Annotated in this window: 1 protein-coding gene (only partly in view); it reads left to right on the forward strand. The window is 71.4% G+C overall.

Annotation, left to right across the window (positions count from 1 at the left end; all coding sequences use genetic code 11):
- Nucleotides 1–25,504, forward strand: the 3' portion of a protein-coding gene (locus JNUCC0626_RS48035; protein WP_394617274.1) for a hypothetical protein. The gene continues 14,423 nt to the left of window position 1, outside the view; the window shows 25,504 of its 39,927 coding nt (coding positions 14,424–39,927); the start codon falls outside the window, past its left edge; the stop codon is at nucleotides 25,502–25,504.
- Nucleotides 25,505–25,583: the final 79 nt, after the last annotated feature.

The following is a 25,583-nucleotide window of genomic DNA, read 5'->3' on the forward strand; positions in this document are numbered from 1 at the left end:
CGGCAAGGACCGGACCTACACGACGTCGTCGCGTGGGGACGACCTCGACGCGGCGGGCCTGGCAGCCCTGGAGACGCGCTCCACGCCCTCGGTCTGGCCAGCCAACACCTTCTACGTGCTGGGCCACACCCTGAGCTCGCCGTTCGGGCTCCACCTCCAGGCGCAGACCAAGGACGGCAGGGGAGTCTTCTTCGAGGGTTCGGTGTTCGCGGACGTGCTGCACCGGCTCGAACCGTTCCGCACCAGGATGCTCGGCGAGGACGTGCCCGAGGCGATCGCGCTGATGGCCTGCTACTCCACCGCGGACCTGGCGCCAGGGCGACCGGCCTACGACTTCCGCAAGGCGTGGGAGCAGACGTTCAACCACCGCCAGCCGGTGATCGGGGCGACCGAACTCGTCTCGCTCGGGGTCAGGAACGACGAGTCGCGCACCACGGTGGGCAACAACGGTTCGTGGCGGGTTCTCGGCGGCAAGCACACCGATGTCCTGGGTACCGACGCCGCGGGCACGGTCCGGACGTTCGCGCCGGAGGACGTGCGGTCGCAGGCGATCGTCGAGGGCGGTCAGCAGGTCGGAGTGTCGTTCACCGGGGACGGGAACTGGACTGGAGCGGATCCGGCCGGGTGGCCGGAAGGCGCGACCGGGGTCGGAGTGCGGATGGCGGGCGACCGGTTCGCGGTCACGCTGACCGACGGGAGAGAACTGTCCGTCGACGGCCAGGCCTTCGCCGCCGTGGTCACCGCCTCCCCGGCGTTCCAGGCGATGGACGCACCCACGGCCCTGGTGCTGTCCACCGATGTGGGCTCTTCCGCCGCGAGGTTCCAGAACGCCCTCGCGCGGACCTTCTTCCACGGGGAAGCGGTGCTGATCCCCGGCGGCGACGGCTGGAAGGTCCACGCCCCGGCACCGGTGCCGCTTCCCGGCACCGGCCCCGACGGCCGGACGCTGTTGTTCGGCACCGACGAGGTCGTACGACAGCAGGTCCGCACGGCCGACGACGTGGTCGGCATCTCGTTCACCGGGCAGGAACCGCAGCGCGGGACCGACGGTGAGCTCCGCATCGACATCGCCGGTGACGAGCGTTCGTTCCAGTTGCTGCTCGACGACGGCACGGCGGTCGCGGTCTCCGGTGGGGTCCTGGCCGACCTGTTCCGGCAGACCGAGGTCCTGTGGCCGGTCGAGCCGGGTGCCGGGCCGGAACGGATCACCCTGGTCGGTTCGGCGGCGGGCGAACTGAACGGCCCCGGAGGTGCGGCCCGCGATCTCCAGCGGGCGCTGGCCGAACGCTCGGGTGCGTGGCAGCAGATGTCGGCGTCGACCTCCGATGGTGGTCAGCGGATCTTCAGCACCTTGGCCCGGCCGCTGCCGGCCGGGGAACTCGACGTGCACGGTGACCTGTCACCGGCCTTCGTGCGGCCGGATCAGGTCGATCTCGCGCCGTTGCATCAGGGCGACCAGATCGTCGGTGTCACGTTCCGCACCGGAGACGACCGGGTCTACGCGAAGAACTGGGCGTCGTCCGGTGGCACTTCGGGTGTGGCACACCTGCTGGAGGACGGCGACGTCCGCGGCGACACGGTGCCGGAGTCCGCGTTCCACATCGACGCCGAGGCGCATGGGCGTGACGGGGTTCGCCTTCAGGACCTCGACGGCCGGAACCTCGTGCTGGACGGGGCGGCGTTCGCCCAGGTCGTAGGCGGTTCGGAGGTGTTCCGGCAGGCGTTCGAGGCTGACACGCCGGCGTCGATGGCCCTGCGCGTGTCGGAGGCGGGGACCGGCAACGGCCTGGCCCGCGACTTCCAGAACGTGATCGAGGAGCGGTTCGGCCGCGCCGAGTCGGTGTACGCGCCGACCGGTGCCGTCGAGTTCGGCGTGACCGGGGACGGTACTTCGTCGTCCGCTCCGCTCGACGGTGGTCGATGGAGGCGCTTCGACGGAGTCGAGTCCGAAGCACACGGCGGGGAGATCGAGGCCTTCTCGGACCACTCCGGGCGGAGCGAGGCCGAGTTCGACGAGCAGTCCTTGTTCAGCATCGACGTCAACGACATCGACGACCTCGACCGGTACTCGGATGTTTCCGAGGACGCCGCGGCATCGTCCGCGCCGAGCAGCCCGGAGCGCGGCGCCGCGGCCGGTGACTCGGTCACGCTCACCTCGTTCCTCACCGGAATGGTCTGGCGCGAGAGCGATGTCCAGGCCGCGATCCGGCCGTCGGGCGAGGAGGCGGTTCTCGCTGATCGGCCGTCCACGGACGTGCCTCTCGCGGACAGGCCGTCCACGGACGCGCCGCTCTCCGACCGCGCTTCCACCGACGTTGCCCCGGACGACGTGCGTCTGGCCGAGTGGTTCGACCGAGCGGATCAGAAGGCCGGCGATCCCGGCAGGGCAGCGGTGGAGAGCCCCGCGGCGACCCCGTCGGACGCGGGCACGCCGGTGCCCCGCGACCCCGCGCCGCAGGCCGAGCGCGGGCCGGTGACCCGTCCCAAGGGTGCGTCCCTGCTGCGCAAGCTGCTGGGGCAGAACGATCCCGTGCTCACGGGTGTGGGTCCGGACGGTGAGGTGCGCGGCTTCCGGGCGAAGGACGTCGTCGTTCGCCCGCTGTCCGCGGAGGGACGCCTCGTCGGCATGTCCTTCCGCGAGGGCGACGCGCCGGTGGCGGTGCCGGTGTCCGGAGCGAAGCCGGTCTTCCACGTCGACGCGGATGCGAGCGTGACGCACTTCGGCCTGCGGTTGTCGGACGGCACGGGCGTCGCGGTCGACGGCCGGACGTTCGCCGAGGTGGTGGCGAAGGCGAAGCCGTTCCGCTCGGCGGAGCGGAACCTGGATCTGACCGCGGTCGCCGTGCCCGGTGGACGCGCGGGCGCCGTGGCGCGGGCCGGTGGCGCGGCCCACGACTTCCAGCGGGGGTTGGTGGAGCTCGGGCGCGGGCGGTCGGTCGTCGCCGAGACCGGTGCCGGGGTGTGGCGGTCGTTCGGCGGCCACGACCGTCCGGTGGTGGGCGTGCTGGAGACCGGTGGCGTGCACCTGTTCGCGCCGGAGGACGTGCGGGCCGAGCCGATCCGCGACGGCGACGCCGTGGTGGGCGTGTCGTTCCGCGACGACGTACCCGAGGGCGTCCATCGGATCGCGCAGCCGGACGAGTTGCCGATCGCGGTGAAGTCCGCGCCCGGCTCGGTCCAGGTCGCGCTGCGGGACGGCGCCAATGTGCAGTTGTCCGGCACGGGATTCGCCGATCTCGTCGCCAGGAGCGACCTCTTCGAGCAGGCACGGGCGAACCGGCAGGGAGACGTGGCGCTGCTGGCGTCACGTGCGGCGCAGATGTCGTGGACCGGGAGCACCGCGACCGAGTTCCAGCGGGCACTGAGCGAGTGGCGCGGTGCCGAGGTCGAGGTCAGGGCTCCGCTGGACGACCTGGACCTCACCGCTTCCGAGCGCCGGGCTGACCCCGTTGCCGGTCGCCTCGACACCATCGTGGAGGTGGAGTCGGAGGACGAGAGCGTGCACGCGCTCCGCACTCCTGACGCCCGGTGGCAGACCTCGCCGGTGGCTCCCCTGCGACGGCCGGTGCAGGGGTACGACGGCACGAGCTTCATCGACGTGGACCCCACCAACGTGGTGGCCGAACCGCTGGTCCGGGACGGTCGCGTGGTCGGCCTCACCTTCACCCACGAGCTCGACGGGCTCGACACCTCCCGCTGGTGGGGTGCCGGCGTCGGTGCAGACAAGGTGTACATGCTCCCGGAGGGCTACAAGACGCTCGACGAGGTGAGGGCTGCCGGGCTGGAACCTCAGCGGGTCGCCGCGCCGTGGCCGGAAAACACCTTCCACATCGTTACGCACACGATGGGCTCCGCCGAGAGTGGTGGTTTCCGGGTTCACCTCAGGGACGGCGACTGGGTCGGGCTGCAGGGAGCACCGTTCGCGGATCTGCTGATGCGTCTGGAACCGTTCCGCGACCGCGTGACCGGGGAGAACCCGGTCGAGGCGATCAACCTGCTCGCCTGCTACAGCGCGACCGGTCACCGCCCCGGTGTGCCCGCGTTCGACCTCCAGGCCGCGTTGGCCGGGATGTTCGACGTCCGGCAGCCGGTGATCGGCCCGACCACCGACGCCCAGATCGGTTCGGCCGACGGCGTGCTGGGCGGCAAGGTGCACACCGCGGTCACCGACGGGGGAACGTGGCAGACGTTCTCCGTCGGGCCCGCGCATCTTCTCGGTACCGACACCGCGGGCCGCGTGCGGCCGTTCGCCGCAGAGGACGTCCGGTCACGCCTGCTGTCGCACGAGGGCAGGCCGCTCGCGACGTCCTTCACGGACAGTCCTGAGTGGACCGGACCCCGGCCGGCGGAATGGCCGTCCGGTGCTCTCGGCGTCGAGGTCCGCCCGGTCGGGGACCGCTTCGCGGTGACCCTGGCGGACGGCCGTGAGCTGACCGTGGACGGCCAGGCGTTCGCCAAGGTGTTCGCGGCGTCTCCGGCGTTCAGGGAAGCGTCGGCGGCCGCGCCGACGACGTTCGTGCTCTCGGGCGCGGACAGCCGCGCGGCACGCGCGTTCCAGGAGACGCTGGCGGAGAGCTTCTACGTTCCTCATCCGGTGGTGGCTCGCCTCGATGGCGAGTGGTCGGTGTTCACGACCTCGCAGGAGTCGTTGGCCGGAGTCGGAGCCGACGGTCGCGCGCGGGTGTTCGCCGCCGTGGACGTCGTGATGTCGACGGCCACGGCCGGTGATCGGACCGTCGGTGTCGCGTTCACCGACGCGCCGCCGCCGCGCGGTCCCGGCGACGAGTTCCGCATCGCTGTGGACGGCGACGAGCGTTCGTTCCAGGTGCGGCTGGCCGACGGCACGCCGCTGGCCGTGTCCGGCCGGGTGTTCGCCGATGTCGTGGGGCAGGCGAAGCTGCTGGGGTCGCTGGTTCCCGGCGACGGGCCGGACCAGATCGCGTTGATCGGTGCACCCGGCTCGGGGACGCTCGACTCGCAGGGCGGGGCGGCGCACGACTTCCAGCGCACGCTCGCGGAACGGTTCGAGCAGTGGCAGCCCGTGACGGCGCAGGCCGCTGACGGCTCGCTCCAGGTCTTCCACTCGCTCACCCGGCCGTTGGTGGGAGGCGAGGGCGCACGTCAGATTGTTTTCCGGCCTGCAGAGGTGAGCGTGGCGCCCCTGCTGCACGAGGGGCAGATCGTCGGAGCCACCTTCCGGGTCGGAGAGGACCTGGAGGCGGCACAGAACTGGGCCCGTGCGACCGGACGCTCCCGCGTCAGCCACTCGCTCGGGCGCGATGAGCACCAGCTGAGCTGGGCGCAGGAGCGCGGAGCGGTTCGCACGGCGGAGTCGCCGTGGCCGCAGCGGACGTTTTTCATCGACGTGGAGGACGCCGGCACGCGGTTCGGAATCGAGAACGCGGCCGGCAGGCACATCGAGGTCAGCCCTGAGACGTTCGCCGAGTTGGTCGCGAACGTCGACCCGTTCCGGCGCGCGCTGGAGTCGGAGCCGGCTGGGATCACCTTGCTGGCCAGTGGAAGCGGTGTGCCCGGCGGTTCCGCCGAGCAGTTCCAGCGGGCGATGGAGGAGCGGTTCGGGCTCTCCCTGCCCGTGTGGGCACCGACGACCGAACTGGAGCTGACGGTCGCGGAGGGCACCGGCGTCTCCGCCACCGTCGTGGACGACGGCGGGACCTGGGCTCGCTTCGGCACTCCCGCTCCGGAGATGCCCGCGGATCCGGTGCGGTCGGCGGATACGGTGCACCTTGCTGAGCCGACGCCCGTGGCGGAACGGGTTCCTGTCGAGCGTGCCGGTGAGTCGTCCGTCGTCCGGGCGGTCCGGCGGCTGACCGGATGGGAGGAAACCCGGCTGCCGGGTTTTGACGTGTCCGGTGCGCCCCGGGAGTTCGGCGCGGCGGACGTCGTGGTCTCGCAGCTGAACGCGGGCGGCCGGATCGCGGGGATGTCGTTCCGCGCCGGAGACTCCCCGGTCGCTGTTCCCGTGCCGGGGCCGGTGTTCCATCTCGACGTCGACGCGACCTCAGGCCGCTTCGGTCTGCGACTGTCGGACGGTTCACAGGTCACTGTGGACGGAGACGTCTTCGCGCGGGTCGTCGCGAACGCGGCGCCCTATCGCGCGGCGACGAGGGAACTCGACCTTGCCGGTCTGGCTGTGCCGGGCCCGCGGGCGGGAGCACTCGCCGGGACGGGCGGGGCGGCGCACGACTTCCAGCACGCTCTCGGTCAGCTCGGCCGGCCGCAGGCGGTAGTCGCCGAGACGGGCTTCGGACAGTGGCGCGTGCTCGGGAACCACACGGGCTTGATCGCAGGTGTGGCGGAGTCGGGCGGGGTACGCCTGTTCTCGCCGGAGGAGGTCAGGTCTGCCCGCATCGAGTCCGGGGACACGCTCGTCGGGATCTCCTTCCAGGGCGAGAACGCCGACGTTGTGGGCGGTTCCGGTACGCCTGAAGGACTTCGGGTGGCGGCGGACGGCGATGCCAACCGCTTCGGGCTTACCCTCACCGACGGCAGTCGTGTCGTGGTGCCGGGCGACGGCCTCGCGGATCTGGTGGTCCAGCTGGGGCTTTTCGAGGCAGGACAGAGCGGTCCGGTCACGTTGCTGGGCTCGCCGGCGGGCGGTTACCCGTGGGCCGGCGGGGCTGCGCACGACTTCCAGCACGCACTGGAAGCCCGCCTGGACAAGGAGGTCGTCGTCGCGGCCGGCGGGCCCGACGGGGCCTGGCAGAGCTTCCCGCAACATCCGCTCGACAAACCGGTGCAGGTCTTCGACGGCGAGGAGTGGCTCGCGGTCGGTCCCGCCGACGTCCACGTGGAAACGCTGGTCGAGAACGGCCGGACGATCGGTGTGGCTTTCGGACGCGTCGAGGGCGAGTCGGACGCCGCTCTCCGCTGGGCGGAGGGAACGGGGAAGCAGGACACGTACCTGCTGCCGGAGGGTGTGCGCAGCAGGGAGGACGCCGAGGCGGCGGGGCTGGATCTCGCACCGGTTCCCGCTCCCTGGCCTGACAACACCTTCTTCGTGGTCAGCCACACGGCCGGATCCTCCGCGGGGAACGCCAGCGGCTTCCGCGTGCACCTCCGCGACGACACACCGATCACGGTTCCCGGCACGACCTTCGCCGACCTGGTGCGGCGCCTGGACCCCTTCCAGGACCGGATGCGCGGGGACAACCCGCCCGAGGCGATCGCTCTCCTCGCCTGCTACTCGGCGGAGACGAACCGTCCCGGCGGCGGGGCCCACGACTTCCAGTCCGCGATGGCCTCGATCTTCGGCGTGCGCAAGCCGGTGATCAGTTCGGACGGCAACGTCGAGGTCGGAGTCCTGAGCGGCGAGCCGGGGCGCTCCTACACCGGGGTGCCCGACGGCAAGTCGTGGCACGTCTTCGCCAACGGACTGGCCGACGTGCTCGGCACCGACCCCACCGGGCGCGTCTGGGCCTTCAACCCGGAAGACGTGCGTTCCCACGTCGTCTCCCGCGGCGACGACGCCGTCGGTGTGTCCTTCGCCTGGGACACCGGGCGGATGGAGGCCGAAGCGGCGCGCTGGCCCGCGGGGTCTCTCGGGATCGACGGGCAGCGCACCGGCTCCCGGTTCGCGCTGACGCTGGCGGACGGCCGTGAGCTGAGCGTGGACGGCAGCACGCTCGCCACGGCATTCGTGGCCTCGTCGGCGTTCCGCTCCGTGGCCGGACGGCATCCGCTCACCGCGCTCGTGCTGCCAGACGGCGCGGAGGGGGTCGCGGCCGAGTTCAGGGACAGGCTCGCGACCGGCTACGGCGTCGACGCACCGGTGCTCGTGCCCGGTGCGCGTGGCTGGGACGTGATCGCCGCGGACCCGGCACCGCTCGTCGGCACGGCTGCCGATGGCACCGCGTACCTGTTCAACCACAACGAGGTCGTGGCGCAGCCGGTCGTCGCGGGCGACGGCCTCGTCGGGATGTCGTTCACCCGGGCTGACGGCCACCCCGGTGGGAACGGTGAGTTCCGCGTCGCCGTCGACGGGGACGAGGGCTCCTTCCAGTTGCGGCTGGCCAACGGTGCCGAGGTCGCCGTGTCGGGTGGCGTGCTCGCTCAGGTCGTCGGACGCGCGGAGGTCCTGTCCTCGGCCGCCGGTGAGATGCCGGACCGGATCACGCTCGTGGGCGGCGCGGCGGGCGAGATCGACGGTCCGGGCGGTGCGGCGCACGACTTCCAGCGCGCGCTGGCCGACCAGTTCGGCCAGTGGCAACCGGTCTCGGCCTCCACTGCGGACGGACGGGTGGTGACGTTCTCGTCGCTCAGCAGGCCGCTCGTCGGGTACGAGTACCTGTACGCGGGACCGGGTGGGCTTCGCCCGGTGCTGTTCCAGCCCGAGTCCGTCCACCTGGCACCGCTGCACCGTGGTGACCAGATCGTCGGCATGACCTTCCGCACCGGCGCCGAACGCCTGATCGCTGAGAACTGGGCGGCTGACCTGAGCGGGGAGGCGACCCTCTCGTCCGGCCGCACCTTCTACGTGGATGCGGAGGACATGCTGCCCGGCAGCGTCCGCCTCCTGTACGGCGAGAACAACGCCGTCCACGTCGACGGGGCGACCCTCGCCGAGCTCGTGGCGGGCGCGGACCCGTTCCAGCGGGCGTTCGACGGTGAGGCACCGGACGCGATCGCGCTCCTGACCTCCGAGTCGGGCGGCCAGGACGGTGCGGCGCACGACTTCCAGCGCGCCCTCAGCGAGTGGTTCGGCAGGGACGAGCCGGTGTACGCACCCGACGGTCCTGCTCGACTGCGGATCGACGACCAGGGCGGGGCTTCGTCGGTCGTGCTGGCGGACGGCGGGAGCTGGACCCGCTTCGGCACCGTCGTTCCCGAGGGGACGGCGCGGCTCGCCGAAGCGGGCGAGCGCGGCGCGTTCACCGTCGCGGAGGAGAACGGGCTGTTCTCCTCTGGCCCGGTGCGCACGATCAGGAACCTCCTGCGTCTTGACCACGCGAAGGTCGTCGAAGGTCTCACCTTCACCGGCAAGGACCGGGCGGGCGCACAGGTCGACTTCCACACGTCGCAGGTGCGGGTCCGCCGAATGCGGGACGTGGAAGGCACCCCGATCGGGCTCGTCTTCATGACCGGCGCCCGGCTGAGGAAGGACCTGGAGTTCAGCCGCTGGCACTACGACGGGACGACTGTCCTTGCCCAGAACAACGTCGCCAGGGACGGCGGGTTGTCCGGTTGGCAACGGACGGTCCGCGCGCCGTGGCCGGAGAACACGTTCTTCATCAACACCCACGGCCACACCAAGAACTTCGAGCTGAGCCTGGTGGACGGCCGCAAGCTCAACGTCGGCGGGGAGACGTTCGCCAGAGTCCTGCAGGACCTGCGGTCGTTCCGCGTCTCGATGGAGCGGCTCCAGCCGGAAGCCCTCACTCTGATCGTGTGCCACGTAGGCGCGATCGACGGTCCAGGTGGTGCCGCGCACGAGTTCCAGCGGGTGCTCGCGCAGGAGTTCGGTCATCGCCAGCCCGTGCTCGCCGCCACGACCGCGATGGGCCCGTTGTGGGACAAGGGCGTCGCCTGGCGCACCTGGGTCGGCGACGGCGGGGGCTGGAAGGCGTTCTCCTCCGGACCGGGGCGAGTGCTGGGCGAGTACAGCCCCGGGAGGTGGACCGCCGTCGACCCCGCCGAGGTGCGGGCGGTGCCGTTGGTGCATGACGGGAAGACCGTCGGGATGTCCTTCCGCGAGGGGCTCGGACTCGACCGCGGTCTCGACTGGGCGGCCGGTGGCACCAAGGTGGGTGCGGACGTCCCGTGGCCGCACCGGACGTTCTTCGTGGACGCCGGCGCACAGCAGGACGGGCGGTTCGTGGCCTACACCCAGACCGGCGAGCGGCTGGTGCTAGAAGGCCGTGCCTTCGGTCGGGTGGTGGCGAACTCCCCGCTGTTCCAGAAGGCCGTGGGCGAAGGAGAGCCGCAGGCGCTGGCGCTGGTCGCGTCGTCCCTGGCCAACCCCGCGCAGACCACGAACCACGTTCGCGAGTTCACCCAGGCGCTGGAACGCGACTTCGCGTCCGGCCGGCCGGTGTACGCGCCTAGTGGTGTCGTGCACGTGCTTCCCGGCCCTGACGGGGTGCCGGTCCTCAGGACCACCCCACCTGGCTGGTCCTCGTACACCACCGGTCCGCGCCCGCTGCTCGGCGTCGACGGCACCGGGCTGCGGCACCTGTTCCAGCCGGAGACCGTGCGGTCTGTGCCACTGGTCGACCGCGACCGGCCGATCGGGCTGTCGTTCCACGACCAGAGCACGCACGAGAAGGTGGGCGACTGGATCGCCGAGGGAGGTCCCGCACGACGAGAAAGCCTGCCCTGGTTGGAAGACACCTTCCTCGTCGCGACGCCGGCGACCTCCGGCGCGTTCGGCGTGCGGGTGGAGGACGGCCGTCGGCTGTGGGTCGACGGTGAGACCTTCGCCAAGGTCGTGACCGAGTCGCAGGCGTTCCGCGACGCGATGGCCCTGTCCACGGGCCGGCCCGGCCGCACCTGGGCGGACCAGGTCACCGGCTTCGGTCTGCTGGCCTCCACCTCGGGCCATCTGCCGTCCCCCGGCGGAGCGGCCCACGACTTCCAGCGGGCGCTCGCGCAGCGGTTCGGGTACGGACAGCCGGTGTTCGCGCCCACTCGGCACGTCGGGCTGCGAGCGGACGAGCTCGTGCTGTCCGAGGGCGGCCAGTGGAGTTCGTACCCGGCGGGCCTTCTGCCGGTGCCGGGCTGGGACGCGAGGACCGGCAAGCGGGCCTGGCTCTCCCCGGACGACGTGCTGTTCACCCCGTTGCTCGACGGCGAGCAGGTCGTTGGCATGTCCTTCAACGCCGATCCGCGTGCTGCCCGGCAGTGGGCTGACGGCCGAGGAGAGGACGTCACGCACCTGCTTTCCGAGGGCCGGCACGACTTCGACGAGGCGAGGGAGGCGGGCGAGCTGACGACCCGCCCGGCGCCGTGGCCGCGGCGGTCGTTCTACGTGGACCTGCCGCTCGCGGCCGGAGGGTTCGTGGTCGCGGCGACCGAAGGGGGACGCCGTGTCGACGGTGACGCCCTCGCCGGTCTGGTGGCGAGGTCCGAGCCGTTCCGGCGCGCGCTGGCCCAGGACAACGCGAACTCGATCGTCCTGCTGGGCTCGTTCGCGGGGGAGATCGGCGGTTCGGCGGTGGCCTTCCAACGAGCGTTGGCGGAGCAGTTCTCCTACGACCGGCCGGTGCACGGCCCGACGAGCTGGCTCGACCTGGTCAGCGAGGACGGTGTCGCGGGCACCGTGGTGTCCGACGGCGGTACGTGGCACAGGTTCCCGGAGCCGGAGGGGGAGCCGTCGCACGCGGCCGCGAACGCGATCGACGACCGCGGCGGGCTCACCGTGGCGGCGGAGAACGGGCCGTTCCCGGTGACGCGCTCGTTCAAGGAGCTGGTGGGTCTCGGACACGAGAGGGTCGTCGACGATCTCAGCCTCACCGGCGAGGACCAGGCGAGTGGCGCGCCGGTCAGCTTCCAGACGTCCCAAGTGCGGTTCCGCACCTTGAGGAACGGTGCCGATGCGCCGATCGGGCTCGTCTTCATGACCGGTGACCGGCTGAAGACCGACCTCACGTTCAGTCGCTGGGACATCGACCCGACGACGACTCTGACCCAGGGCAACCCCACCAAGAGGGGCCTGCCACCCGCGGTGGAGCGAACGATTCCCGTGCCGTGGACGGAGAACACGTTCTTCATCGACACCCACGGCCAGCCCACGAGCTTTCAGCTGAGCCTGGTCGACGGCCGCAGGCTCTCCGTGAGCGGCGACACCTTCGCCAGGGCCCTGAACGACCTGCGTCCCTTCCAGCGCGCGATGAAGTGGCTCCAGCCGGATTCGCTCACGTTGATGGTGTGTCACGTGGGTGCGATCGATGGTCCGGGTGGTGCCGCGTTCGAGTTCCAGCGGGTGTTGGCGCAGGAGTTCGGTCATCGTCAGCCGGTGCTCGCCGCGACCACGGTCATGGGCCCGTCGTGGGATCCGGGCAAGTCGTGGCGGATGTGGGTCGGCGATGGTGGGAGCTGGAAGGCGTTCTCCTCGGGGCCGGCACTGGTGCTGGGCGAGCGAGTGGTCGGAAAGTGGACCACTCTGGACCCCGCCAAGATGCGGGCCGTTCCGTTGGTGCACGACGGGACGACGGTCGGAATCTCCTTCCGTGAGGGGGACGGGCTCGCTCGCAGCCTCGACTGGGCGGCAGGCGGTGCCAAGGTGGGCGCGGACATTCCGTGGCCCCACCGGACGTTCTTCGTGGACGCCGGCGCGCTGAGGGACGGGCGCTTCGTGGTGCGCACTCCGGCCGGTGAGCGGCTGGTGCTCGAAGGCCGTGCCTTCGGCCGTGTGGTGGCGAACTCCCAGCTGTTCCAGAAGGCCGTGCACGGGGAACGGCCGCAGGCGCTGGTACTGATCGCGTCAGCCGGGGCCGGTGCGAACCTGACGGAGCGCACGACGCAGGCCCGTGAGTTCGCCAGGGCTCTGGACCAGGACTTTCCGTCCCGGCACCGGCCTGTCTACTCGCCGGGCGGAGGCGTACAGCTCCGGCCAGGCGCAGATGGGGCGCTGGTCCTCAACACGACCTCGTCCGACTGGGCCATGTCCACCACCGGCCCGCATCCGCTGCGCGGTGTCGACGGCGACGGTCTGCGGCACCTGTTCCGGCCGGAGGACGTGTGGTCGGTACCGCTGCGCCGCCAGGACCGGCCGGTCGGGCTGTCGTTCCACGACGTGGAGACGCACGCGAAGGTCCTCGGCTGGCTCGGTGAGTCCGGCCAGGCACGCCGGGAAGACGCGCCCTTGTCCGGCCAGGACGGTCCCTATCTCGTCGCGGCGCCGGCGACTCCGGGCACGTTCGGCGTGAGGCTGGCGGACGGCCGCCGGCTGTGGATCGACGGCGACGCGTTCGCCAGAGTCGTGATCCAGTCCGAGGCGTTCCGCGCCGCGATGGACCGCTCTGCTGGCCGGCGCGGAGACGTGTCCGCGTTCGCCTTGCTGGCCTCCGCCTCGGGCGAGCAGCGGGAGCCGGGAGGGGCGGCCCACGACTTCCAGATGGCGCTAGCGAGGGAGTTCGAGCACCGTCAGCCGGTCTTCGCGCCGACGCGGCAGGTCGACTTCGACGCAGGCCGGCTCGTGCTCCCCGACGGCGGCGACTGGCGTTCGTTCCAGGAGGACCCGCGCCCGGTGCCGAACCAGAACGTGGTTCAGGAGCAGCGACCCGCGTCTTCGCTGGACCGGGTGGCGTTCACGCCGTTGCTCGACGGGGACCGGGTCGTCGGCATGTCGTTCAACCCGGACTCTAGGGCCGTCCGCCAGTGGCTCGCCGGCCCGGGCAGGGACATCACGCACCTGATCCCCGAGGACCAGCCGGACCTCGCCGCAGCGAGGCAGGCCGGTGAGCTGACGACTCGACCAGCGCCGTGGCCGCCGCGGTCGTTCTTCGTGGAAATGCCACTCGCGGCCCGCGAGTTCATGGTCGGCAAGATCGGCGGGACGCAGCTGGTCGGCACGGACGCCTTCGCGGGCCTGGTCGCGGGCTCTGAACCGTTCCGGCAGGCGCTGGCAGAAGGCAACGCGGACGCGATCGTCCTGCTGGGTTCGCTGGCGGCGGAGGACGGCGGCCCCGCGCGCTCGTTCCAGCAGGCGCTGGCCGAGCAGTTCTCCTACGACGGGCCGGTGTTCGGGCCGACGAGCTGGCTCGAACTGGCCGGCAGGGACCCTGGCGCTGGCGCTGTCGTGTCCGACGGAGGCACGTGGCGCAGCTTCCCAGGGAAGACCGGGGAGTCGTCGCGCTCGGCCGCGAACACCGTCGGCGACGCGCTTCCGCCCAAGCCGGTGACGCAGTTGACGAGCCAGGCCAGGAACCGGTTGGGGCTCAACAACCTGATGGGACTCGGGCAGGCGGACGTCGTCGCGGGCGTCACGCTGTCCGGTGTCGATGCGGCGACCAGGAGAGAGACCACCTTCCACTCGTCGCAGGCGCGGGTCCACCGGATGTTCCGAGACGGCGAGGTGGTCGGGATCTCCTTCAGCCGGAGCAAGGAGCTGGGCGAGGACCTCCGGGCCATGCAGGGGAGCGGCTGGCCGGTCACCCATCTGCTGCCCGAGGGGTACAAGGTCACCGACCTCGACCGCGCACACGAGGAGGGGATGCTCCGATCGGTCCGCATGCCCTGGCCGGACAACACGTTCTACGTCACCACTCACGGCAGCGTCCACGGCTTCGACGTGCGGCTCGCCGACGGCAGGCAACTCGAAGTCGACGGTGCGACCTTCGCCAGGCTCGTGGACGATCTGCGGCCGTTCCGGAAGGCGATGGCCCGCAACGAGCCGGAGGCGCTGGCGCTCGCGGTTTGCCTAGTAGGAAACGTGGACGGGCCGGGCGGCGCCGCGCACGACTTCCAGGCCACTCTGGCTCAGCTGGGACATCACCAGCCGGTGGTCGCGGCGACGCAGGAAATGGGCTTCATGAGAGACGGGGGCACGTACATCGCCGAAGGCGGTACGTGGCGGGCGATCTCGACCGGCCCTGCCCGGCTGCTGGGCGAGGACCACGCCCGCAACTGGAGCGCTTTCGAGGCGGACACCGTGCAGTCGGTGCCGCTGGTGCGGGACGGGCGCACGGTCGGAGTGTCGTTCCGGCAGGCCGCCGAGCTCGATCACACCCTCGACTGGGCGGCCGGGGGCGCCAGGATGGCCGGGGACGTCCCGTGGCCGCACAGGACGTTCTTCGTGGACGTTCACGCGGTCGCGAGCGGCCAGTTCGAGGTGTACGCCGAGAGCGGGCGGTTGCTGGTCGTCGAAGGCAGCGCCCTGGGCAGGATCGTGGCCAAGACCCGGTCGTTCCAGGACGCGATCGCCAGTGCGGACCGGCCGCAGGCACTGGCGCTGCTGGCCTCCTACGCAGGAGAGCAGCTCCACGGCAATCGGGACGGTGCGCTCGAGTTCACCCTCGCACTGACCAGGGAGGTCGCCGACGACCCGCTCCCGGTGTACGCGCAGACCGGCACGATCGAGCTGTGGCCCGGAGTGAACGGCGAGCTCGTGATGAAGGCCGGCGGTGGCCGCTGGGCTATGCACGCCGACGGACCCAAGCCGCTGCGGGCGGTGGACGACACCGGCCTGCGGCACCTGTTCCGGCCGGAAGAGGTGCGGGTCACGCCTCTGTTCGACGGCGACCGCCCGGTCGGGCTGTCGTTCCGCGAAGGCGGTACGCACGCGGCCGTCGAGAACTGGGTCGCCGGGTCTGGCGCTACCCGCCGGGACGGCGCGCCCTGGACGGAGGACTCGTTCTACGTCGCGGCGCAGGCCACGCCCACCGCGTTCGCGGTGCGACTGGAGAACGGCCACCGGTTATGGCTCGACGGCGAGACGTTCGCCGAGCTCGTCACCGACCTGAAGCCCTTCCAGGAGGCCATGTCGCAGGAGACCGCCCGGATCGGGCAGATCTGGTCCGATCGGGTCTCCAGTTTCACGCTGCTGGCCTCCACCGCGGGCCAGTCACCGGTAGCGGGCGGGGCGGCGCACGACTTCCACCGGGCCATGCGGGACTACTTCGGCTTCGGCCAGCCGGTCTTCGCGCCGTCGCGACAGGTCGGGTTGTGGGTGGACGAGCACGGTGGCAACGCCACCACGGTGCTGGCCGAGGGCGGTGAATGGCGCTCGTTCCCCGTGGGCCCGCAACCGGTCCCAGGCCACGACGCGATCACGGGGAGGCGAGTCTGGCTCCCGCTCGACGCGATCGAGTCCACCCCCTTGCACGACGGCGGGGGCAAGCTCGTCGGCATGTCCTTCGCCGTCGACGCGCGCAATGCCGAGGAATGGGCGGCCGGCGCCGGACGGGACGTCACGCACCTGCTCCACGCGGATCAGTTCGACCTCGGCACCGCGCGGCAGGCCGGTGCGGTCACGTCGAGGCCGGTGCCGTGGACTCAGCGGGCCTTCCACGTCGAGGCGTCCAGCTCCGAGGGACGGTTCCGGCTCGCCTCCGGCGACCGCGAGGCCTATGTGGACGGACCAGGGTTCGCCGCCGTCGTGGCGCACGCCGAGCCTTTCCTCAAGGCCCTGGTCGAGGGGAACGCCGATGCGGTGGTCCTCCTGGACTCGCTCGGCAGCGGAGCGACGACCTTCCAGCAGGCGCTGGCAGAACAGTTCTCCTACCACCGGCCCGTGTACGCGCCGACGAGCTGGCTCGACCTGGTCACCGAGGACGGCGTCTCCACCACCGCGGTGTCCGACGGCGGCTCCTGGCAGCGCTACCCGGTTCAGGTCCGACCCGACGCCGACCCGGCGGCGGACCCGTTCAACGGCCGGCAGCCGGTCGTGGACAGTTCACAGGAGACCGAGGCTCGATCCTCCCGTGACGGTGCGGTGGCCGAGTCACCGGAGGATCAAGCCGCGGTGGGCGAACCCCGTGACGTGGCGGTCGATGCCGGGACAGGGCGCCCGGAAGCGGCGCGTGCTGCGGGTGAAGCGGTTCCGCTGGCCGAGCGGGGCGAGCCGAGGCGGCCGAGTCAGCTGGCTTCGGCCCTTCGCCCGGTGCGCAAGCTCCTGGGGCTCGACAGCCCGCGACTGTCCGGTGTGGACGCCTCCGGCGAGGTCCGGTCCTTCCGGGCCCGGCACGTGGTCGGAAGGCCGCTGGTGATCGACGGCTCGACGGTCGGCATGTCGTTCCGCACCGGGCGCGATCCGGTGGAGACTCCGGTCCTCGGTGAGGGCGTCGTGTTCCACGTCGACGTCGACGCCAGCGCGACCCACTTCGGCCTGAACCTGTCCGACGGCACGCACGTCACGGTCGACGGCCGGACCTTGGCACAGGTGGTCGCGAAGGCACAGCCGTTTCGTTCCACGGCGAGGAAGTTCGATCTGGCCGGTGTGGCGTTGCCCGGCTCACGGGCGGGCGTGCTGACCCAGCCCGGAGGCGCGGCGCACGACTTCCACCGCGGACTGAACGAGTTCGGGTACCGCGTTTCGGTGGTGGCCGAGGACGGTACGGGCCGGTGGCAGGCGTTCCGAGAGGGGCAAGGCCCGGTGCCGGTGGCCACCACCACCGGCCGGGTGCTGCTGGCCACCCCGGACGACGTCAGGACTGAGCCGATCCGCGACGGCGAGACCGTGGTGGGCGTGTCGTTCCGCGGCAGCCTGGCCGACGGTGCACACCGGCCGGAGAACTCCCTGCTCCTGGCCGCAGACGGGCATCCGGACCGGTTCGAGGTGGTCCTGCGGGACGGTCAGCGCGGCACGGTCTCCGCGACCGGCTTCGTCGATCTGCTGACGGGAGGAGGACTGTTCAAGCAGGCGTGGGCGAACCGGGCGGACGGGATAACGCTACTCGCGTCGCGCACCGGCGACCTCGTGGCACCGGGCGGTGCGGCGCGCGACTTCCAGCGCGCGCTGGCCGATCGACTGGGTACCGACGTTCCCGTCACGGCTCCCGGCGGCCCCGAACCGCACTGGTCCACGATCACGTCGGCGCAGTCCCCGACGGTCACCGGCTACGTGCGGGACGTCGACTGGGCGGAGATCGATCCCGCCACGTTGCGGGCGGTGCCGCTGATGCGGGATGGCCGGATCGCCGGGGTCGCCTTCGGCCCCGAGCACGAGGGCGTCGGGACCGCACGAGTCTGGGTCGCGGGGGAAGGCCGTGACATCGGGCACCTGCTGCCGCAGGGGTACGAGAGCTACGAGAACGCCAGGGCCGCCGGGGTTCTGCCCGAGCCGACCTCTGCGGCGTGGCCCGAGAACACGTTCCACGTCGTCAGCCACACCATCGGCATGGGCCACGGCATCGACGGGTTCCGGGTGCAGCGTGACAACGGCGACTGGGTGTTCTTCCCGGGACACGCCTTCGCGGACGTGGTGCAGCGGACCGAGCCGTTCCGCGCTCGTGTGCTCGCGCAGGGCGCGCCGGAGGCGTTCAGCCTGATCGCCTGCGTGGCAGGTGCGACGGACGGTCCCGGCGGCGGGGTCCACGACTTCCAGCAGGCGCTTGCTTGGGCCTACGGCCATCGCCAGCCGGTGGTCAGCGCGACCACCAGCGTGGAGATCGGTCCTCTGCCCGGTGACCCCGGCCGCTCGTACACCGGTGTCACCGATGGCGGCTCCTGGCGCACGTTCGCCAACGGGACCTCCGACGTGCTCGGCACCGATGCGGCCGGCCGGGTGCACGCGTTCGATCCGCAGGACGTGCGATCCCACGAGGTGCGCGTCGGCGAACGGACGATCGGACTGTCCTTCACGGACAGTCCGGGGTGGATCGGCGTGGATCCGGCGCTGTGGCCGGAAGGAGCGCTCGGCATCGGCGTGGCCGGAACGGGCGGTCGCTTCACGGTGAGACTTACCGACGGCCGGCAGTTCTCGGTCGACGGCCGCACGCTGGCGAAGGTCCTGGTCGCCTCGCGTTCCTTCCGGGACCTGGCCGGACCTGACCAGCTCGCGGAGGCCCTGGTCATGTCCGGGGGAGCGGAGCACGCGGTCGGCGAGTTCCAGGACGTCCTGGCGCGCACGTGGGGCCACCATCAGCCGGTGCTGGCGGGCGACGGGGAGTGGACCGTGCACGCCGCCGAACCGCGACCGCTGCTGGACGTCGACTCCTCGGGCAAGGCGCACCTCTCGGCGCCGTCCGTGCCGGAAGCGGCACAGGACTCTTCCGCGAGTTCCGCCGCGGACGATGCGCCGACTCCGGGGCTGCGGCCAGAGGACGTGCTCATCGCTCCGCTGACCCGAGGCGACCAGGTCGTCGGAATGAGCTTCCGGTTCGGGTTCGACCGCGTCGGCGTGCAGCAGTGGGCGGCCGAGCTCGGCGACGACGTGCGGAACCCCTGGCCTCCTGGAACCTTCTACGTCGACGCCGGAGGACAGGGCGGGCAGGTCAGGATTCACCCGCTGGGCGAACAGCCCGTCGCGGTGGGCGGCAGGGAACTGGCAGGGCTGGTCGCGGGCGCGGAGCCGTTCCGCCAGGCACTGGAGACCGGAGGCGCGGAGACGATCACGCTCCTCGTCTCCCACACCGGCGACCCTGCGGGCCTCGGCCAGGACTTCCAGCGGGCGCTGCGGGAGCGGTTCGGACACGAGCAGCCGGTGTACGCGCCGACCACGGGCATCGACCTGCTGGTCGACGAGTACGGCGGCGGTTCCTCGGTCGAGCTCGCGGGCGAGGGCCACTGGAACCGGTTCGACCCCGAGCCGTTCGACGAGCCCGTGTTGTCGGAGACCACACAGCCGTCCAGCGGAGAGCAGGTCTCGGCAGGGGCCGAGCAGCTTGAGCACCATCGGTCCGCGCCGGAGAACCCACGCTCGTCCGAGGACGGCCGTGGCCAGGTCTCGCTGACCGACTTCCTGACCGGGAACGTCGAGCGGACCCCCGATTCTCCGGCGGTCGACGCTTCGCGCATCGGTGAAGACTCGCTGCGGCAGAGCAGCTCGGGGCCGGCGGAAGTTCTGGCCGATCACCCCGGCTTGACCGCCTGGCTCGATGCCGCCGACCGCAGGGTCGAAGCGGGTGAGGCCGCCGGCCATGTCCGGGACGTGCCAGCTGGACCGGAACCGCGGCCGGGTGAGCCGGTGCCTGCGGCGGAGCGACGTGGCGCGGTGCGGCCGGGCCTGTGGTCGTCGATGACACGTCCCGTGCAGAGGTTGTTCGGTCTGCGACCATCCGGTGTGGACGTTGCGCCGGGGACGCGGTCGTCCCAGGCACTGGTCGCCTCCGACGGCCGCACGGTGGGGAGGTCCTTCCGCGTCGGTGACGGTTCGGTGGTGGTTCCGGTTTCCGGCGATGCGGTGGTGCGGGGCGACGCCGAGCCGAGTTCGGCTCACGACGTCCGGACCTTCGCGCAGGCGGCGGCCAGGGTGAAGTCCTTCCGTTCGGCGGAGGGGCGGTTCGACCTCGCCGACGTGGCCGCGTCGGATTCAGGTGGGAACGCGCTGAGGCGGGCGGGTGGCGCGGCGCACGACTTCCGGGGCGCGCTGGAACAACTGACGCGCCGCCGTCTGGTGCTGGAGAGCGACCTGACGCGGCCTTCGCTACGACCTTTCGGGTCGATCAGGCGCTGGATCGCGGGGTTGTTCGACGACGGCCGGGTCGGCGTCGTCGACGACGTCTCGCTGTCCGGCATCGACCAGAAGACCAAGAAGAAGGTCTCGTTCGCCGCGTCCCAGGTGCAGGCGCACCGTCTGGAGAACGGGGACGGCACCCCGGCAGGAGTCGTCTTCACCGTCGACCGCGAGCTGCGGGTCGACCGCGCCCGTGCCCACCTCCCGCACGACGAGAGCACCTACCTGTACCCGGAAGGTGTTCGGACGATCGCCGACACCGACGTCGCGGACGAGGCCGGAAGGTTCCGGGCCGTGCCTGTGCCGTGGCCCGAGAACTCGATCCAGATCAACGTCCACGGCCGGACCAGCGTTTTCGCGGTGGTCTTGGACGACGGCCGCATGCTCGCCGTCGACGGGCGGAACTTCGCTCGCCTGCTGCACGACGTGGACACTTTCCGGAAGACGATGTCCACGGCGGAGGCGGTCACGCTGATCGCGTGCTCGTCAGGGGCGAACGACCTACCCGGCGGAGCGGCCCACGACTTCCAGCGGACGCTGGCGGAACTGGGGTACCGGCAGCCGGTGCTCGCGCCGACGCGGGCGGCCGGCATCGTCGCGCGGGACTGGCAGCGGCAGATCTTCGGCGTCGCGGGCGGGCAGTTGCACTCGCAGACCTTCGTCATCGACGGCGGGGACTGGCGGGTGTTCGCGTCGGGGGCGGCGCGGGTGCTCGGCCTGGACGAACGGCACGGGTTGCGCGCCTTCGAGCCGGGCGACGTGCGGGCTGTTCCGCTCGTCAACGACGGACGAACGGTCGGCGTGTCCTACCGGCCGGAAGGGCCCGCGCTCGACCGCAGCCTCGACTGGGCGGCCTCGGGCAGCCCGAAGGCGACCGGAAAGCCGTGGCCGAACCGGACGTTCTTCGTGGACGTCGGATCCACTCCGGACGGGCAGGCGCTGGTGTACACCGGCAACGGCCGCGCGCTGTCCGTCGACGGCCGCATGTTCGGCCAGGTGGTGGTGAACACGGAAGTGTTCCGGAATGCGGACGCCGCCAGTCCGCCGTCGGTGCTCGCCCTGCTGGCCCGGCCCTGGACCGGCGACCCGCAGGCCGTGCGGACCCTGTCCGAGGGCTTCAGGCAGGTGCTGGACAGGGAGTTCCCTGGCGGTCACCTGGTCCTCGCGCCGAGCGGTGAGCTGTGGACCGCGACGCGGCGGGAGGGTGTGAACGCACCTGCCGTCGACGGTGGGCGGTGGGTGCTCGGCGACGAACCGCGGTCGGTCGTGGATCGCCGCACCGCACCCGACGACGAACCGGCGGCCAGGCACGGTGAAGGCAGCGGCGACCCGTCCGCGACCGGATCGATCGAGGACGTCGACCTGATCGGCTTCGATCCCGCAGGTGGGCGCGAGCTGGCGTTCCGTTCGTCGGAGGTGGTCGTCAGCTCGCTGGAGCAGGACGGCCGGACCGTCGGCGTCACCTTCCGCACCGGCGCGGGCCGGGACCTGGACCTCGACTGGGCCCGCGGCCCCCAGGCCGGCGAGACCTACCTGTTCGAGGGCGGCAGGGGCCGTGGTGAGTCAGTCGTCGAGTCGCGGCCGTGGTCCGAGGACTCCTTCCTGGTGTCGGCGCAGGGAACGCGGCAACAGCTGGCGCGCATCGAACTGGCCGGCGGCACCAGGCTTGCGGTCGACGGGCCGACCCTTGCCGCGCTGCTGCACGACCTCGCTCCGTTCCGATCCACTGTGGACACTGGGGCGCGCGAGGTCACGTTGCTGGTCGCGCACGCGTCCGCCGTGGACGGCACCGGTGGGCTCGCACACGACTTCCAGGCCACCTTGGCAGGAGAGTTCGGCCATCGACAGCTGGTGACCGCGCCGTCGAACCGGGTCGAACCGGTGGTCTTCGACGACGGTTTTGCGGGGACGGTGGTCACCCACGGCGGCCGTTGGCTGGACTTCGCCCAGCCGACCGTGCTCAACGACGTCGAGCTGTCCGGGATCAACCGTCGGACCGCGGCGCCGATCACGTTCCGCTCGTCCGGGGTGCGGGTCGGGTCGATGATCCACCGGGGGCAGGTCGTCGGCGCCACCTTCATGGTGAGAGGCGAGCGGGACTTCGACGTTCGCTGGGCTCGCGCGGACAAGGTCGAGGAGACCTACCTGTTCCCGGACGGACACCCGGCGGGCGCGACGTACGAGGACGGTGGGCTGGGGATCGAGCCGAACCCGTGGCCGGCCAACACCTTCTACGTCACCACGCACGGTTCCCGGCGCGGCACCGTCACAGTGAGTCTCGGCGATGGCACCCCGGTGCGGATCGACGGCGCCACCTTCGCCCGGTTGGTGCAGGACACCCGGTTCTTCCAGACCGCGGTGGAACGCAACCGGCCGGACGCGGTCACGATGCTTGTCTGTCACGCGGCGGCGACGGACGGTCCCGGCGGGATCGCCCACGACTTCCAGCGAACCCTGGCGACGGAGTTCGGCTACGACCAACCCGTGTTCGCGGGTACGACCGTGGCCGAGAAACTCCTGTTCGGTGATGGGACGGCAGGCACCGGGTTGCATCACAACGGCGAGTGGCGGCAGTTCCCCGCCGAAGGCCTGGCGCCCGTTCCCGGGTCGCGCGAGGAGATCACGCGATCCGTTGTGGACAGCCAGAGGACTGCGGACGACGGCGCGATGGCGGACCTGTGGCATGTCGGAAGCTCCCGCGACACCGGCTTGCAGGTGGACTTCCAGTCGTCCGAGGTGCTGGCCAGCCCGCTGACGCGGGATGGCGAGGTGATCGGGGCCACCTTCAACGTGGAGCGCGAGTTCGCGCACGACCTGGAGTGGGCCCGTGGTGAACAGGGGGAGACCTACCTGTTCGAGAACGGCATCGAGCGAGCACCGGTGGCGAGGCCGACGCCGTGGCCGGACAACACGTTCATCATCACCGCCGAGGGGACGCCGGAAGGCGTGCAACTCGCGTTGAGCGACGACAGGGAGGTCGTCGTCGGCGGTCAGACGCTGGCGCGAGTGATCCACGACCTGGTGTTCGTGCAGGAAGCTCTGGGCACCGGCAAGCCGGCGTCGTTGGCGCTCGTCGCCTCCTACTCGGCGGAACCGGCCGGGCCTGGCGGGGTGGCGCACGAGTTCCAGCGGACGCTGGCGGTCGAGTTCGGGTATCGGCAGTCCGCAGTGGCGCCGTCGGACACGGTGGCGAAGCTGTTCTTCGACGCCGGGCACGTGGGGACGGCGATCGACGAAGGCGGCGTGTGGCGCAAGTTCGCCGTGCCGACGGTGGTGCGCGACCTCGAGCTCACGTCGGTCGAGGCGGCGACCAATCGCGTGCGTGTCTTCCGCACATCCGAAGTGGACACCACGCCGTTGTACCGTCACCGGCAGTTGGTCGGCGCGTCCTTCAGTGCCGGCCGGGATTCGGTGATTGACCGGGTCTGGGCCGGTGCAGACAAGGCGGGGGAGACGTACCAGTTCAGAGGGGAGTACCAGCGGCGGTTGCTCGAGGTCCCCTCCGAGCGGGTCGTCAGCTCGCGGCCGTGGCCCGACAACACGTTCTACGTGTCGACGCACGGCGACGGTTCCTTGGCCGACGTCCGCCTGCTCGACGGCACCGAACTGACGTTGACCGGCGCGGACCTGGGGCGCCTGGTGGGTGACCTGGCGTGCTTCAACGCGGCCGCCGAGCGGGGAGTCGACGCCTTGACGATGCTCATCTGCCGGTCCGCCGCGATCGACGGGCCCGGCGGGTTCGCCTACGAGTTCCGTCGCTCGCTCAGCGAGGGGTCGGACTACCAGGGGTCTGTCTTCGCTCCGACCGACGACATGTGGCTCGGGTTCAGGCACGGCGAAGCGACCACCATGCTCGAGAACGGTGGGTCGTGGCTGCGTTACCCAGCACAGCCTGCAGAACCGGCCGGGGACCTGCTGCGAGCCGTGGAGGCGCGGCGACCAGAGGAACGCCGCGATCCGGCGTCCGACGGGGCCGCGTCGTCCCTCGACGGGCAGTCCGGCGTGGACGGAGCCACGGCTGACGGCTTCACGGCGCGGCGCGGTGGTGGCGACTCGCCGTCGGCTTCGGAACCGGTGGCGGGTGTGGCTCCGGGAGGAGCGGTAGCCGACGTGTCGCACACCGGCCGTGCGTTCGACACCGAGGAGCCGGTGACTTTCAGGTCGAGCGAGGTTCTGGTCAGTCCGCTGATGCGTGACGGCCGGATGATCGGTGCCACCTTCGCCGAGACGGACGACCTCGGGCACGACCTGAACTGGGCTGAAGGCGAACAGACGGAGACCTATCTCGTCGAAGGCGGCGCCGAGGACGCCCCCGTGGCCGAGCCTCGGCCGTGGCCCGAGCGGACCTTCATCGTCACCGGCGTCGGTTCGGAGGACGGAGTGCATCTGATGCTGAGCGACGGCAGGGCGACCGTCGTCGGTGGTCAGGCTCTGGCGAGACTGGTCCACGACCTCAGGTTCGTGCAGACCGCGCTCGACACGACCGGGCCGGAGGCGTTCGCGCTCGTCTTCTCCCACGCGGCGGATCCCGCCGGGCCCGGAGGAGTGGCGCACGAGTTCCAGCGGACGTTGGCGGCCGAGTTCGGGTATCGCCAGTCGGCGGTGGCGCCGTCGGACGTGGTCGAGAAGCTGTTCTTCGACGACGGCCAGGTCGGGACGTCGGTCGACGGCGGCGGCCGGTGGCACCGCTTCGGGGAGTCGACCGTGGTGAGCGATCTCCAGCTGACCGCGTTCGATCCCGCGCGACGCGGGCCGAGTGAGTTCCGGACGTCTGAAGTGGACGCCGCGCCGCTGTACCGGGGCGGGCGGGTCGTCGGCGTGTCCTTCTCCGATCGCGTGGACGTGCTGCACGAGAAGCACTGGGCGATGGTCGATCAGTCGGACGACACGTACCTGTTCGGGGGAAAGGTCGAACGTCGGTTGCTCGACGACTCCTCGGTGCGGACGGTTCAGCCCCGGCCGTGGCCTGAGGACACCTTCTACATCTCGACCCACGGCAACAGCTCCGAGGTGGAGATCCTGCTGACAGACGGCACCAGGAGGATCGCGGGCGGTGCCGTCCTGGCGAGCGTCGTGAGCGATCTGGCGTACTTCAACACCGCTCTGAGCCGGGGCGTCAACGCGGTGACGGCGCTGATCTGCCGTGCCGCGGAGAACGACCGTCCTGGTGGCGTCGCGTACGACTTCCAGCGGACGCTCCGGGAGAAGTCCGGCTATCGGGGTAGGGTCTTCGCTCCGACGGGGAACGTGACGCTGGGGTTCAAGGACCGCCGCGCGATCACGATGATCCCAGGCGGTGGATCGTGGCGGCAGTACTCGGCGGAGCCCGCGGGACCGTCCGGTGTCGTGCTGAAGGCCGTCGGTGGCCCGGAGTCAGGGCCTGTGGCCGATGCCGGTGAGACCGGCGGGCAGGATCCTGGAGAAGTGTGACCGACCTGAGTGTGCGGCCGACCCAGAGGGGGCGGCCGCACACGTTCAAGGTGTGACGGGGACCGTGCTGACGTCCGTG

The sequence above is a fragment of the Lentzea sp. JNUCC 0626 genome, assembly GCF_043632865.1.
Lineage (GTDB): Bacteria > Actinomycetota > Actinomycetes > Mycobacteriales > Pseudonocardiaceae > Lentzea.